We start from the raw sequence: 12,967 nt of genomic DNA, 5'->3' as shown, positions 1-12,967 counted from the left end.
TCACAATCCCTCCACGGTAACCTTAAACTCCTCCATAGCGAAGACAATACCCTCTTCCTTGGTCAGCTTGTGCCTGTTCGGTATCTTCTTCCTCTGTCTCTTCCTCTTGGCGACCCTGAAGCCGGGCCTCTCAAGGGTGACGCAGACGTCCATACCGAAGATGCCTATCTCCGGGTCGTACTCGACGCCTGGTATGTTGATGTGCTCGTCTATACCGAAGCAGAAGTTTCCGTGCTCGTCGAAGTTGCTCGCCTTGAGCTTGTTGTCAACCGCAGCGAGGAGTCTCTTGAGCATCTCCTCTGCCTTCTCGCCGCGGAGGGTGACCTTGACCGCTATAGGCTCTCCGCGCCTGATTCCGAAGTCCTTGTTGGTCTGCTTGGCCCTTCTCCTTATGGGCTTCTGGCCGACGAGCCCCTCCAGCATCTTCTCGGCCTTAGTTAAGCGCTCACCGCTCTCGCCAACTCCGATGTTTATGGTGACCTTCGCAATCCTGGGCTTTCTCATCGGGTGAGCTTCCCAGTCTGCAAGGATAGCCTCTCTGTTGATCTGCATCTCATCTCACCTCACGGAAGGGAAATCTCCGGCTTGTCCTTACCAACCACGAAGGCGTACTCCTTCAGCGTGTCGAAGAGCTCGCCGTTCTCGTCCTCAATGGTGACGACGTCCGGCCAACCCATCGGGAACTGCCTGACCTCGACGACCTTACCCTTCCTCGCAACGTTCTTACCCTGGGTAACGAAGACATACGAGCCAACCTCGAACGGAATGACCTCGATGACCTCCCTGTCGGGTACCTTCATAAGGACGGTGTAGGCGGTCCTGTACTTGTCCTTCTCATCCATGGTGACGAGGTGGTTGCTTCCGTCGTGGAGGTTGAGCTGAACCTTCGCGCCCTTGACCATGCGCTTGTTGCTTATCCTGAGCGGCTTCATGTTTGCTTCTTTCTCGCTTATCGGGTGGAGTATGAGCTTGCCAATCCTGTTCGGAAGAACCCTGTAGTGCTCGCCGGTCTCGGGGATGGAAACAACGTCCATGATTCCGACCGGGAACTTGTAGTCCTTCCTAACGCGGCCGTCAACGAGGATCTTGCCCTCGTTGAGTATCTTCCTGGCCTCACGAGCGGTCTTGGCGTAGCCTAGGTAGTCCCTGACTATGTAGAGGAGCGGTATGGAAGTCCTCATGCTGTGTGGACCTGGCCTCGGCCTGACCGCCCACTTGTAGGTCTTTCTTGAGATGTACCACTGATTCGGAGCGGCAAGCCTCTTAAGGTGCCTCTTGGCTCCTTTCCTCGCCATCAACCAGCCCTCCTATTAATTATCTTCTCCCTCTTCTCGTCCTCAAGGTTGAGGTCTATTATCATGACGTTCGACGGGTGGATCGGGTAGAAAACCTCGGTTCCGTCGACCTTCTTCTGAGTAACTCCTTCGACGTGTATCCTGTACCTCTTGAGGTCAACCTCAAGGACCTTGCCTTCCTTGCCCTTGAAGTCGCCGCGCATAACGCGAACCTTGTCGCCCTCCCTGATCGGAAGGCTCCTCACGCCGTACTTGCTCCTGAGCTCTGGGCTCAGTGTGGCGGCCATTATCTTGCTCCTAAGGTGAAGGGGAGCGTTGTAGAGGAACTTCCTCTGCTTCTTGGGCTGTCTCGTCTTCAACTTCATCATTCTCACCTCACAACACTATGCTCGCTATGCTGCCGAGCCTGACCCACCTTTCAGCGGCTTCCCTGGCTATGGCACCCCTGATTTCGGTCCCCCTCGGGACACCCTCGGGGGTGACTATGGCAGCCGCATTGTCCTCGAACTTAACGCGCATACCGTCAAGGCGCCTGTACTCCTTCCTCTGCCTGACGACAACGGCCCTCACTACCTGGTGCCTGATGTCCGGCCTTCCCTTCTTGACGGCGGCGATGACCATGTCGCCAACACCGGCTGAGGCGAGCCTCCTCCTGGTGCCCTTGTAGCCAACAACGCCGATTATCTGGATGACCTTGGCGCCGCTGTTGTCTGCAACCTTGAGGTAAGCGCCTATCGGAAGAGCGCGAGTCGGCCTGACCGGGCTAATACCTCTCGTAGCACCTGCACCCTTCTTCGCCATCTATATCACCTCTCGCCAGCCCTCTTGGTGACTGCAACAACAACCCAGCTCTTGGTCTTGCTTATCGGTCTGGTCTCGGCGATGAGAACCCTGTCGCCGACTTTTGCATCGATGCACTCCGGGTTGTGAGCGTGAACCTTGCTTCTCCTGAGCTCATACCTCTCGTATTTCTTGAGGTAGTGGTAGTGCTGCCTCTCGACAACGACGGTCTTCTTGCCCTTGTCGCTGACGACTATTCCCTCGAAGTATCGGCCGTGTATCTTGAGGTGCCCGTGCCAGGGGCAGTGCGGGTCGTCGCACTTCTCAGCGGGAGGCTGAACCTTCAATCCAATCTCTCTCATTTTCGCCACCTCTTCTTCAATCTCATCTCGGGTCTTCCAATCAGCTCTTTTCCGTTGATTCGGATCCTTTTATCGCCAACTTCAAACTCGAGCTCCACCACGTCCTTCGGGATAACCCAGACCCTCTCACCGCCGATGGTGAGGGTGTTCCTCGTCTCGTCAAGGACGTAGCCCTCGATGCCAACCAGCTCTGGATGAGATGCCCTTATAATTTTTGCTTTCAGCCCTATGAGCTCGCTCCAGATGATGTTCTTTGCCGTTACTCGATTTCTATTAAGTCCTCTGAAAATCCAAGGTCTCCCAGCAATTTCTTGACCCTTTCTCTGTGGTCTCCCTGGAGCTCTATCCTTCCTTTCTTGACCGTTCCGCCGCATGCCAGCTTCGCCTTCAGCTTTTTGGCTATATCTTCAAGGTCGAACTCCTTCTCGTCTATGCCCTCGATTATGGTTTTAAGCTTTCCGTAGCGGGCCTTCTCTATGTAGACTCTAATTCTCTGCTGCTCCTTCAGCACTTCTTTAAAGAGCATCTCATCCAGAGGGTTAACAATCCTAGGCACTAACCATCACCTTTTCTCCCTAAGCTTCTCCTTCTTTATGGTCAACAGGCGCGCGATGTCGCGCCTGATGTTCCGGATGACCATGGGGTTCTCAAGCGAGGCCCCCATGGTGAGCACACCCCTCTCCTTGGCGAGTTCAAGGCGGAGCTCCCTGAGCTTCTTCTCGATCTCCTCGATGCTCATCTCCCTAATCTCACTCGGCTTCATTGGTGCTCACCTCTTCCTGAACCTTCTCTATGACCTCGATCTCATCCGGGAGCTTGGCGTCGGGTGGCATGATGGAGACCTTGACACCTATAACTCCAAGCTTGAGCTTGGCCTGGGCGTAGCCCTTGCTGACAAGGGTCTCGGCAGGGTTTCCAACCTTGGCGAGGTAGCCCTGGTAGAACCTGACGCTTTTCGCTCTTTCACCGGTTAGCTTTCCGCTCAGGCGAATCTCAACGCCCCTGGCGCCGTTCCTCATTATGGCCCTAATGGCTGAGTAGGCCGCCCTCCTGAAGTGGATGCCCCTCTCGAGGGCCTGGGCAAGCCTTACCGCCTGAACCTTGGCATTGAGATAGGGGTTCTTGATCTCCTCGACCTCAATCTGCGGGTTCTCAAGGTTGAACTGCCTCTCAAGGGTCCTGGTGAGCTCCCTTATCCTTCTTCCACCCCTTCCAATGACGTAGCCGGGGTTGGCGGCGAAGATGACGACCTTGGTTCCGAGGGGGGTCTTCTTGATGTCTATTCCACCGTAGCCCGCTCTGCGGAGCTCCTTCTCAAGGTACTCGTCGATGAGCATCTCCTTAACGCCTTCCTTGATGAAGTATCTCTCGATCGCCAAAAGTCTCACCTCCTAACTTCCTCAACGACTATCTCGATGTGGGTGGTCTGCTCGTTGAACGGTGTGGCCCTTCCAAAGGCCCTCGGGATGTATCCGCGAAGTACCGGCCCGCGCTGGGCAGCAGCGTGGATTATCCTGAGCCTGTCCGGGTCGAGGCCCTTCTGCTCGGCGTTGTTCTTGGCGTTGAGGAGGACCTTCTTGACGGCCTTCGCAACCTTAACCGGGTACCTTCCGGGGCCGAAGCCTTTGCCGGGCTTGTGACCCTGGCTGTCGTTGAAGCGCCTCATCGGAACCGGTCTCTTCAGAGCGATAACGTCGTCGAGGTACTTGATGGCATCGTTAAGCATCATGCCCTTTATCTCCCTGAGGAGTTCGATGCTGTGTTTGGGGGATATCCTGAGGTCCCTTCCGCTGGCGCGAGCCATTCTGTCCGGGTCAAAATTTTGGAATGAGTAGGAAAACCTGCCCCTGCTCATCTATACCACCTCACTTGATGGCCACGAACATCGATGACCTGGTGGCTCCAACACCAGGTGAGCCGTGCTGGACGATCTTCCTCGTGAGGGCAAACTCGCCGAGGTAGTGGCCTATCATTTCCTCCTTGATCTCTATCGGGACGAACTCCTTTCCGTTGTAGACGTGGATGGTCATGCCGACCATCTCTGGGAGAATGACCATGTCCCTGCTGTGAGTCCTGATCGGCTTCTTGTACTTGCCCTTCTTGGCGAGCCTTATCTTCCTGAGGAGCTTCTTCTGCTCCGGGCTAAGGCCGCGCTTAAGGCTCCTCCTCTGCCTGCTCGGAAGGAGCTTGGCGAAGTCCTCAAGTGACATATTGAGCAGTTCCTCGAAAGTATAACCCCTGTACTTAAACTCCTTCTTTCTCGCCATCTTCACTTCCTCCTACCAGTTCTTCTCGCGGCTATGTGACCAACCTTCCTTCCGGGCGGAGCGCGCCTCGAAACGGTGCTCGGCCTGCCGATGTGGTGCTCCTTACCACCGTGCGGGTGGTTGACGGCGTTCATCTTGACACCCCTCGGCTTCGGCCAGAACCTGTTCCTTGCCTTGGCGATGTAGTAGGCCTTACCTGCCTTAACGATGGGCTTCTCAAGCCTTCCACCGCCGGCAACGACACCTATGGTGGCCCTACACATCGGGTTGAACTGCTTGAGCTCACCGCTCGGAAGCTGGACTATGACCTTGTCCTTCTCCCTGCTGACGACGAGGGCGTAGGCACCGCCCGCTCTGACGTACTTGCCACCGTCACCAGGAACCCCCTCTATGTCGTAGACGTAGCTTCCCTCCGGGATCATGGCAAGCGGGAGGGTGTTGCCGATCTTGATCGGGGCGTTCGGCCCGATGGCTATCTCCTCGCCGACGAGGACTCCTTCCGGAGCTATAATGAGCTTCTCCATGCCGTTCTCGAACTTGACCCTTGCCACTGGGGCGGTCCTTCCAGGGTCGTGGAGTATCTCTACGACCTTGCCGACGAGGGTCTTCTCCTTGGTAAGGTTGAGCGGAACGTACCTGACGGCACCCCTGTACCTGTGGGAGGGGGCCCTAAAGGTCGTGGTTCCCTTACCTCTCCTCTGCTGAATCAGACTCTTTCCCATCTCACTCACCCCGTCAGAACAATCCTATCCTGGCAGCAACCTCACTTGCGCTGTACTCAGGCTTGAGCTTCACGTAGGCCTTCTTCTCTCCCCTCATGGTTATGAGGGTGTTGACCTTCTCGACCTTGACCTCGAACATCGCTTCCACGGCCCTCTTGATATCGGCCTTGGTTGCCCTTCTGTCGACTATGAAGGTGAGCTTGTTCTCGTTCTCTATCATCGCCACGGCCTTCTCCGTGACGACCGGCTTTATGATGACCTTGTACGGATCCATCTCTCATCACCCGTAAATCTCCCTAAGCCTCTCTATAGCTCCCTTCGTCCAGACGGTAAGCCTACCGGGGTGGGTACCCGGGGCAAGGAGTTCCGCACTGAGGTTCTCGACGGTAACGACGTCAACACCCGGGTGGTTCCTGGCTCCCTGGACGATTCCCTCGTTCTTGGCAACGACGATGAGCGGGCCCTTAGCCTTCTTGTAGCGCCTTCCGCGCATCTTACCCTTACCAGCCCTTATCTTGGTGTTCTTCTTGGCCCTCTCGATGTCGTCCCAGACGCCGAGCTTCTTGAATATCTCCCTGGTCTGGGCGGTCTTGAATACTTTCTCAAGGTCATCAACGACAACGAGGGGAACCTGCGGGACGTTGTCAACGATGTGGCCCCTGGCCCTGACGAGGTCGTAGTTGGCCGTTGCCGCTATGGCGCTCATTATGGCCAGCCTGCGCTCCTTCTTGTTGATGTCCTCCCAGATTATCTTCTCAACCTTGGGTGGGTGGGTTCTCCTTCCGCCGCGGGCGAAGGGAACAAAGGCGGCGAACCTCGGGGAGGTCTTTATCCTCTCAACCCTGGCCATTCCGTGGCCCTTTCCGATGTTCTCGGTAACGCGCCTCTTACCGGCCATCGGGTCTCTACCCTGCGGCTGAATCCTGTGGGTCCATGAGGCGATGACAGCCCTCCTGATGAGGTCGGGCCTGAATGGAGTGGCAAAGACCTTCGGAAGCTCTATCTCCTCCACAGGCTCGCCTTCGAGATTGAAAACCTTAACCTTCATCTATCTCACCTCACTGCTTGGATTCCCTACTGACGTAGGTTATCTGCGGCCTCTCAACCGGCGGCTTCTTCTTCGGCGGCCTGATAGCCGGCCTGACCCTGATGATCCTCTTGAAGGAACCCGGCACGGTTCCCTGTATCATGAGGAAGTCGCTCCTTATGATGCCGTAGTGCGGGAAGCCTCCCTTCGGGGTAATGTCTATCTCGTTCTTCTCGTCGAGCTTGAGCTTGCCGTTCTCGCCTATCGCTATGAGCCTCTTGTTGAACTCAGTCCTGTGGTGGAAGCCCATCTGACCCGCCTGCGGGACGGTCCACATGACCCTCGTCGGGTGCCACGGGCCGAGGTTACCGACGTGCCTGGCCTTTCCAGCCCTCTGAGCCTTGTGGAACTGTATCTTGATTCCCCAGCGCTTGACCGGGCCCTGGGTTCCCTTACCCTTGGTGACGGCTATGACGTCGAGGAGCTCGCCCTCGTGGAGAACCTCGCTGGCGCGGAGCTCCCTGCCTATCTTCTCCTTGGCGTAGTCAAACTTGGCCTTAACGTCGTCGCCACCGATGGCGTACTCCATGACCTCCGGCTTCTTCTTGAGCTTAATGAGCCACGGCTGGGTGTGGACGAGAAGCCTGACGTCGACTATCTCGCCGTCGTTGACGAGGTCCTCAAGCTGACCGAGCTTCTCCTTGAAGGCATCCTCGCTGTACTCCTTGGGCAGGGTCTTTATCCTCCTCTTAACGTAGTTGTTGAGCTCGTGGAACCAGACCTCAGTGGCGGTCTCAAGTCCAAGGTAGCCCTGCCTATATGCGCGAATGCCGTAGACGAAGAGCGGCGGGACTTCCACGATAGTAACCGGCATGAAGATTTCCTTACCCTTGGTGAGCCCTGGCCTGTCGTCTATCATGAGGATGTGGGTCATACCGGCCTTATAGCCGGCGAAACCGAGCATCCTGACTTCACTGTCCTGCGGCCACTTTCTGATTCTCGGGACTATGCTCTTGGCCCTCTTTCTAGGGGAGTAAGCCAGTGAACCTCTCCTTGGCCTGTGTATTTTTCCCATCTCAATCCCTCCTTATGAAATTAAACACCGCGAGTGTGGCCAAGACGGCCTCCTCGGTGCGGACGGTTTTCGTCCGCTGATTCGGAACGGTGTTAAGGATTAGATCAAAGTCATATTCCTCCTCGCCGAGGAGCTCCATCACGCCTTTCCTCGGTGAGCCGAAGATGAATCCGACCTCCCCCTCAAGCGGGGGAAGCTTCACCTCTCGAATGTCGCGCCCCTTCCTGGAGGTCGCGATGCTCAAATCCAGCCTGGCCTTTTTAAGTGTTTTTGCCAGTGACTTCCCCGTGAGATGCACCCTGTAGCCCCAGTACTCAGCAGGCTTTGCCGGTATCACCCTGAGCGGCCTTACTGAGACGATTCTGAAGGTTGCACGTCCCTCAACGTCCCCCTCCACCATGGCGAGATCGTCAAGGCCGATGTCCGCGTAAACCCGCTTCCCTTTCCTGAATGCGAAGCCCTCGCGGATTTCGCCGACCTTTGGTTTTCCCTTAAGCTTGTGGTGGGGGGTTCTCAGCGGCGGAATGACGCCAACATAGCGGAGCTCCGGCATGAGGGGGAACAGCCTCTTTCTGAGGTACTGGGGCGTTTCCGCATATTCGAGGATGGTTTTGATGAACCTGCCGTCTCTGCCGCCAGCTTTGTAGATCCATATATGCTCAACGCCGAATATAGCGCAGGCCCTGGCTATCTGACCAACCTTGTACGTCCTGATTTTGGGGTCGTCGGTCTCTTCGAGGAGCGAATCCGGAATGAAGACGTGCCAGGCCATTTTTCCGTCATCCTTTGCTATGGTAACTTCAACGCTGAAGTGGGGTCTATGGAGAGTATTTAAAAGGCTTTCGAACCGTTCCACCCTTTTTTGGGTTGGGTGGTGTATAATTTTTTTGCAATCAGCCCTTGCTTCGCAAGCGCTGGCGGAAAGAAGGTGTGCTTTCTCAAAAATGCCCGTTTTTAAGTGGTTCACTCTCCAATTGCCACTGGTACAACGTTTCGCTCCCACAAGGCGTTCGAAGAACGCCAGAATGAAAGTGAAACCGAGTAACAGCCAGACATTAGAATTGAACCTTGTTTTCAAGTAGTTTTTAAATGTGCACGCTTTTATTCTCTGTTTGGTTTAACAGAAGAGGACTCTTTTTGGTCAAGCTTTTTTAAAAGCTTGTTCGCCTGCGTGACGTTTGATCAAGGTTGGTGATTCCTCTTGAAAAGCGTGTTCTGGAGTGGATTTCTTTGAGGACTTCTTTTTGGGCAGAATGAATTCATTCTAAGGATGCGTTCCAGGAGGGTTCAAGCGTTTTTAGCGCTCCGAAGGAGCGCGGTTGAAGTAGAACCCATGTGAAAAAATCTGTTCGAGGAATCCAACTTCCTAATGGCTGATTTTGAAATGAATCCCTCTTCAAGGGCACTACCTCAAAAAATTACAAACTTTTGGTCAAGCTTTCTTAAAGCTTGCTCTGTACTCTCAAACCCCCGAAGTGGGGCTTCGCCCCACGTTAAGAAACTTTTCTGGAAAAAGTTTCATCAAAACTGGCATGCCTTTTAAATGAGCCTATTTTTACATGGGTTTATTCTTAATCTTGCCAGCTCTTACTCATGTTTTTCATTTTTGGCGCCCTTCGGGCGCTGAGTTAGAGTAAAACACGCCCAAAATCAATGAAATTTGATACAAACCCATTAAAACACACCTCATTAAAATAGCATGCAAACATTTCCATACCCTTTTAACGGCGAAGACTTTTTGATCAACCTTTGCGAAAGCAAAGGTTGGGGGAAAGCCTTTTAACTTGCAGGGGTGCAAGTAACTTGTGGGGGTGCAAGTTAATGCTGTTTTCACCCTACCCAAAGACGAAGAGGGAAGAACTCTTCGACAGGGATAAGGAACTCAGGGAGCTTAAGGAGGCAGTGGAAAGAGGAGAAAGGCTAATCCTCCTTCTCGGCCTCAGGAGGCTTGGAAAGAGCTCACTACTCAACGTTGCACTCAACGAGCTCACCTATCCCTCGATAAAAGTCGACGTGAGAAAGACCTACTCCGAGCTCTCATCCGTCAACAGGTACGTAATCGGGAAGATGCTCCTTTCAGGAATGAGCGGAAGGAAAAAGCTGGTTGAGGAGGCGAAGCTCTTCCTTGAGAGGGTCAAAGGGGTAAGCGTTTCCGGGCTCAGGTTGGAGATAACCTCGAAGGACTTCTCGATAACCGAGCTCTTGGAAGCGCTCAACGAATACGGCGAGAAAGCCGGAAGGGTCGTTATAGCCTTTGACGAGGCCCAGTACCTGCGCTTTGGGGGGGCCACAAGGTACGATGGGATTTTGGCTTATGCCATCGACAACCTCGAAAATCTGACATTCATTCTCACCGGCTCAGAGGTGGGTCTTCTCTTTGACTTCTTGAAGTTTAACGACCCTGAAGCGCCTCTCTTCGGCAGATACCACCACGACATAGCCCTTGAGCGTTTTAATCCTGACCTGAGCAGAGAATTTCTGAGAATGGGCTTCGAAGAGACCAAGTTTAAAGTTACGGAAAGGGAAATCGAAGGGGCCGTTGAAGAGCTCGATGGCATTCCAGGCTGGCTCTCCCTCTACGGATACATAAGGATAACGAGAAAGCTCGGACATAATGAAGCCATGGAGGAAGTTCTGAGGGAAGCAAAGGCCATAGCTGGAAACGAGCTGTCGAGGCTCTTCAACTACAGCCCAAGATACCGCTTCATACTGAAGGCGATAGCGTTGAACTATTCCCGCTGGAAGGACATTAGAGACTACCTTTCCCTGAAGCTTGGCCCCGTAAACGACTCGAACTTTTCAGCTTTGCTTGAGAACCTCGTCAAAGCGGGCTACGTGGAAAAGAAAGGGGGCAGATACCTCATCCCCGACCCCGTGTTGGCGAAGGTCTTCAGGGAGCTTTAACTTGCGGGGGTACAAGTTGAGCGAGAAAGGGATAAATACACCAAGGGGCAAAAAATCAATGGGGATAGCATGGGAATTAGGATTGGAAATCCCATCATAATCAACCGCCAGCTGAGCGAGCTGGATAAGTTCGTATTGGACGTGGTCGAGCTCATAGAAAAATACGCTCCCTATGTAATAGTCAGCGGCTACGTCACGATTCTCTTCGGTCGCTCCCGTGGAACTGAGGACGTGGACTTTGTAATGGAGAGGGTTTCGGAGCAGAGGTTCCTGAAGATGTGCGATGAGGCAAAGTTAAGGGGCTTCGAGTTCCTCAACCCAGAGGACTGCGGGGGCCTCTATGAAATGCTCCTCCAGAGAATGGGAATAAGGATGGCAAGGCAGGGGGAGATAATCCCAAACGCGGAGATAAAGTTTCCAAAGGACTACTTCCACCGGGAGGCCCTTGAGATGAGAATTCCCGCGGAGCTCAGCGGCAGGAGGATTTACATCTCACCGATAGAACTGCAGATAGCGTACAAGCTCTACCTCGGAAGTGATAAGGACTTCGAAGACGCGTTCTTCCTCTATGAGCTTTTCAAGGAAAGGATAGACAGGAGGGCGCTAAATGACTACGCGGAGAGGCTCAACGTCGAAGTACCGTTCTAAGCGCGATATGGAGGAGAGGCTGGCCTTCATAAGGCTGTACGTGAAAAGGTTGAAGGAGAACCCCGACGAGGTATTCAGGCAACAGGTGAAGCTGATAAACTCGTTCCTCCAGTCCGCTAAAGGATTTCCGCTCACCAAGGAGGAGTACATCAGAATGAAGGAAGCAAGGAAAAGACGTTAAAACCCCTCGATTTCCTTGGCTCTCCCAAACTCGTTCCTTTTGATTATCTCGATTGCAAAGGCGTAGAGGCCAAGCTTTTGAAGGTTCTCGGGCGTTAGCTTCTCAGCGGAAACTTCCCCTATCCTTGCGGAGAGTCTCTCGATGGCCTTCTGCTTGGCTTCATCAGAAAAGCCCGCAAATTCGAGGCCGTGAAGAATGGAGAGGACTTCGAGCTTTGCCCCGGAAAGTTCTCCGGAGGGTTTGGGAACTCTCGCCACGTTTATTTGCCCCTTCCCGATAAAGGCAAAAGCGACAAAGGCATCACCCCTCAAACTCCGCTTTCAGAAGAGATAAGCCTTTCGAAATCCTCCAAATCCCAAGCGAGGTAGCCCTCCACCCTGAGTTCTTCCTTCCCTTTAATGCCCTTCGCCACTATTCCGTAAAACTTCCCCCACCCTTCCAGCCCAACGAGCCCACTTTTCCTCTCCAAGTCATTCAAAACTCCCCTCGCCTCCCTCAAGCTAAGGTCTTTCCACTTGACTTCCACAAAGAGGGCTTTCTTCTCCCCCTCGTCGAGGGCAACGATGTCGATCTCCTCCCTCTTGTGCCACCAGCGGCCGATTTTCGTAAACCTAAAGGGAAGCTTTCCGGCTTTGTTCAGCTCAATGAGGAACTGCCTCGCCATATCTTCAAATGCCTTTCCCACGTAGGCGTTGAAGGCATTCCAGTCCATCTCGAACGTCCCGATCTCTATCCTTCCCCGGTTTGGCTTTACGAAGCGGAACCAGAATGCGAAGAAGTTGTCGTTGAGATAGTAGCGGGCTTTTCTGCTCCTCTCAGACTCTATAACGGGAACCTCGCGCCTCACGAGTTCGAGAGAGATTAAAGTCCTCAGGTACTTTGGCATGTCCTTTGCCTCGATTCCCGCGAAGTTCGCAATCTCACTCACCCTGTGCTTTCCAAGGGCCATCGCCTCAAGAATTAGATAATACCTGTGCACGTCACCAAGTTCCTCCCTCAGGATGAACTCTGGCTCCTCGTAGAGTATGGACGTAGGCGAGAACGCCACCCTGAGGAGTTCCTCCTCGAAGTTCTTTCCCTCAAAGAGCCGGAAGTACATGGGCACGCCGCCAGTTACCGAGTATATCCTCACGACGGTTTCGATGGGCGCGTTTTCGAAGTATTCTCGAACATGGAAGAAGTTCAAGGGCTTAAGCTTAAGCTGTGCCGTTCTTCTGCCATAGAGGGGGTTGGTATAGTTCATCAACCCTTCCATAAGGCCGATTATCGAGCCGCTCAAAATTAGGAAAAATCGGTCGTCAAGGATTTCATCTATCACGTGCTGGAAAACCGCAGGAGTATTCTTGTCCGCGAGGAGAAGGTAGGAGAACTCATCTATGACAACGACAAACCTCTCGGGTGCCCTGAGCTTTATCAACTCGAAAGCCTCTCTAAAGTCCCTCACCTCCAGCTTAGGAAGTCCAAGAACCTCCACCGCTTCAAAGTAAAATCTTTTAGCATTTGACTCCAGTCCGTCCCTGTCGGCTAAAAAATAGAGGGCATTCTTCCCCCGAATAAACCTCTTTAGGAGTTCGGTCTTTCCAACTCGCCTGCGCCCGTAGAGAATCAGGATCTCCTTTTTGCCAGAAGAGTAGAAAGACTCAATGAGAGCCAGCTCATCTTTTCGATTGACAAACATTATCTTCACCAAGATAATCTTTGACAGG

Annotated in this window: 21 protein-coding genes; 3 read left to right on the top strand and 18 right to left on the bottom strand. The window is 53.6% G+C overall.

Annotation, left to right across the window (positions count from 1 at the left end; genetic code table 11):
• The 16 genes from E3E25_RS01745 to E3E25_RS01670 are packed head-to-tail and all read right to left on the bottom strand — an operon-like array spanning window position 1 to window position 8,300.
• Window positions 1–552: a 50S ribosomal protein L5 gene (locus E3E25_RS01745; protein ID WP_167891580.1), complete on the bottom strand. Its 552-nt coding sequence runs from the start codon at window positions 550–552 to the stop codon at window positions 1–3.
• 11 nt (window positions 553–563) lie between these two features.
• Entirely contained in the window at window positions 564–1,295 is a 732-nt protein-coding gene (locus E3E25_RS01740; RefSeq protein WP_167891579.1) for a 30S ribosomal protein S4e, read from the bottom strand.
• Complete coding sequence (gene rplX / locus E3E25_RS01735) at window positions 1,295–1,660, bottom strand: 50S ribosomal protein L24 (protein WP_167891578.1); 366 nt, start codon at window positions 1,658–1,660, stop codon at window positions 1,295–1,297. Before rplX ends, E3E25_RS01740 begins: the two co-directional genes overlap by 1 nt.
• 10 nt (window positions 1,661–1,670) lie before the next feature.
• Complete coding sequence (locus tag E3E25_RS01730) at window positions 1,671–2,096, bottom strand: 50S ribosomal protein L14 (protein WP_055429656.1); 426 nt, start codon at window positions 2,094–2,096, stop codon at window positions 1,671–1,673.
• A 5-nt stretch (window positions 2,097–2,101) separates the two neighbouring features.
• Window positions 2,102–2,437, bottom strand: coding sequence for a 30S ribosomal protein S17 (locus E3E25_RS01725; RefSeq protein WP_088864076.1), 336 nt, complete (start codon window positions 2,435–2,437; stop codon window positions 2,102–2,104).
• Window positions 2,434–2,811 carry a ribonuclease P protein component 1 gene (locus tag E3E25_RS01720; protein ID WP_167891577.1) on the bottom strand — a complete coding sequence of 126 codons (378 nt, stop codon included), beginning with the start codon at window positions 2,809–2,811 and terminating at the stop codon, window positions 2,434–2,436. Before E3E25_RS01720 ends, E3E25_RS01725 begins: the two co-directional genes overlap by 4 nt.
• The gene (yciH, locus tag E3E25_RS01715) at window positions 2,697–2,963 is read right to left on the bottom strand and encodes a stress response translation initiation inhibitor YciH (protein WP_206204009.1); all 267 of its coding nucleotides are present in this window, start codon (window positions 2,961–2,963) and stop codon (window positions 2,697–2,699) included. Before yciH ends, E3E25_RS01720 begins: the two co-directional genes overlap by 115 nt.
• Window positions 2,964–2,999: 36 nt before the next feature.
• Entirely contained in the window at window positions 3,000–3,200 is a 201-nt protein-coding gene (rpmC, locus tag E3E25_RS01710; RefSeq protein WP_088179849.1) for a 50S ribosomal protein L29, read from the bottom strand.
• Complete coding sequence (locus E3E25_RS01705) at window positions 3,187–3,816, bottom strand: 30S ribosomal protein S3 (protein WP_167891576.1); 630 nt, start codon at window positions 3,814–3,816, stop codon at window positions 3,187–3,189. Before E3E25_RS01705 ends, rpmC begins: the two co-directional genes overlap by 14 nt.
• Before the next feature lie 5 nt (window positions 3,817–3,821).
• A complete protein-coding gene (gene rplV / locus E3E25_RS01700; RefSeq protein WP_167891575.1) occupies window positions 3,822–4,292 on the bottom strand; it encodes a 50S ribosomal protein L22 in 471 nt (156 codons plus the stop codon).
• Between the two features lie 10 nt (window positions 4,293–4,302).
• The gene (locus E3E25_RS01695; protein WP_167891574.1) at window positions 4,303–4,704 is read right to left on the bottom strand and encodes a 30S ribosomal protein S19; all 402 of its coding nucleotides are present in this window, start codon (window positions 4,702–4,704) and stop codon (window positions 4,303–4,305) included.
• 2 nt (window positions 4,705–4,706) lie between these two features.
• On the bottom strand, window positions 4,707–5,426 hold the full coding sequence (locus E3E25_RS01690; protein WP_074631423.1) for a 50S ribosomal protein L2: 720 nt from the start codon (window positions 5,424–5,426) through the stop codon (window positions 4,707–4,709).
• Window positions 5,427–5,439: 13 nt separating this feature from the next.
• Window positions 5,440–5,700, bottom strand: coding sequence for a 50S ribosomal protein L23 (locus E3E25_RS01685; protein WP_055429651.1), 261 nt, complete (start codon window positions 5,698–5,700; stop codon window positions 5,440–5,442).
• 6 nt (window positions 5,701–5,706) lie between these two features.
• Window positions 5,707–6,474 carry a 50S ribosomal protein L4 gene (rpl4p, locus tag E3E25_RS01680; protein WP_074631425.1) on the bottom strand — a complete coding sequence of 256 codons (768 nt, stop codon included), beginning with the start codon at window positions 6,472–6,474 and terminating at the stop codon, window positions 5,707–5,709.
• Between the two features lie 10 nt (window positions 6,475–6,484).
• On the bottom strand, window positions 6,485–7,528 hold the full coding sequence (locus E3E25_RS01675; RefSeq protein WP_167891573.1) for a 50S ribosomal protein L3: 1,044 nt from the start codon (window positions 7,526–7,528) through the stop codon (window positions 6,485–6,487).
• 1 nt (window position 7,529) lies between these two features.
• Window positions 7,530–8,300: a putative RNA uridine N3 methyltransferase gene (locus E3E25_RS01670; protein ID WP_167892594.1), complete on the bottom strand. Its 771-nt coding sequence runs from the start codon at window positions 8,298–8,300 to the stop codon at window positions 7,530–7,532.
• 1,049 nt (window positions 8,301–9,349) lie between these two features.
• On the opposite strand from E3E25_RS01670, the gene E3E25_RS01665 reads away from it, so the two are divergent.
• From E3E25_RS01665 to E3E25_RS01655, 3 genes are all read left to right on the top strand, one after another.
• Complete coding sequence (locus E3E25_RS01665; protein ID WP_167891572.1) at window positions 9,350–10,432, top strand: ATP-binding protein; 1,083 nt, start codon at window positions 9,350–9,352, stop codon at window positions 10,430–10,432.
• Window positions 10,433–10,501: 69 nt separating this feature from the next.
• Complete coding sequence (locus E3E25_RS01660; protein ID WP_167891571.1) at window positions 10,502–11,080, top strand: hypothetical protein; 579 nt, start codon at window positions 10,502–10,504, stop codon at window positions 11,078–11,080.
• Complete coding sequence (locus tag E3E25_RS01655; protein WP_167891570.1) at window positions 11,040–11,261, top strand: hypothetical protein; 222 nt, start codon at window positions 11,040–11,042, stop codon at window positions 11,259–11,261. Before E3E25_RS01660 ends, E3E25_RS01655 begins: the two co-directional genes overlap by 41 nt.
• On the opposite strand, the gene E3E25_RS01650 is transcribed toward E3E25_RS01655, so the two are convergent.
• Window positions 11,258–11,518, bottom strand: coding sequence for a hypothetical protein (locus tag E3E25_RS01650; protein ID WP_167891569.1), 261 nt, complete (start codon window positions 11,516–11,518; stop codon window positions 11,258–11,260). The genes E3E25_RS01655 and E3E25_RS01650 overlap by 4 nt on opposite strands.
• Window positions 11,519–11,568: 50 nt before the next feature.
• Complete coding sequence (locus E3E25_RS01645) at window positions 11,569–12,939, bottom strand: ATP-binding protein (RefSeq protein WP_167892593.1); 1,371 nt, start codon at window positions 12,937–12,939, stop codon at window positions 11,569–11,571.
• Window positions 12,940–12,967: the final 28 nt, after the last annotated feature.

The sequence above is a fragment of the Thermococcus sp. MAR1 genome (assembly GCF_012027305.1).
Taxonomy (GTDB): Archaea; Methanobacteriota_B; Thermococci; order Thermococcales; family Thermococcaceae; genus Thermococcus.
The sequence above is the reverse complement of the archived record's forward strand: the minus strand, read 5'-3'. Positions and strand labels throughout refer to the sequence as shown.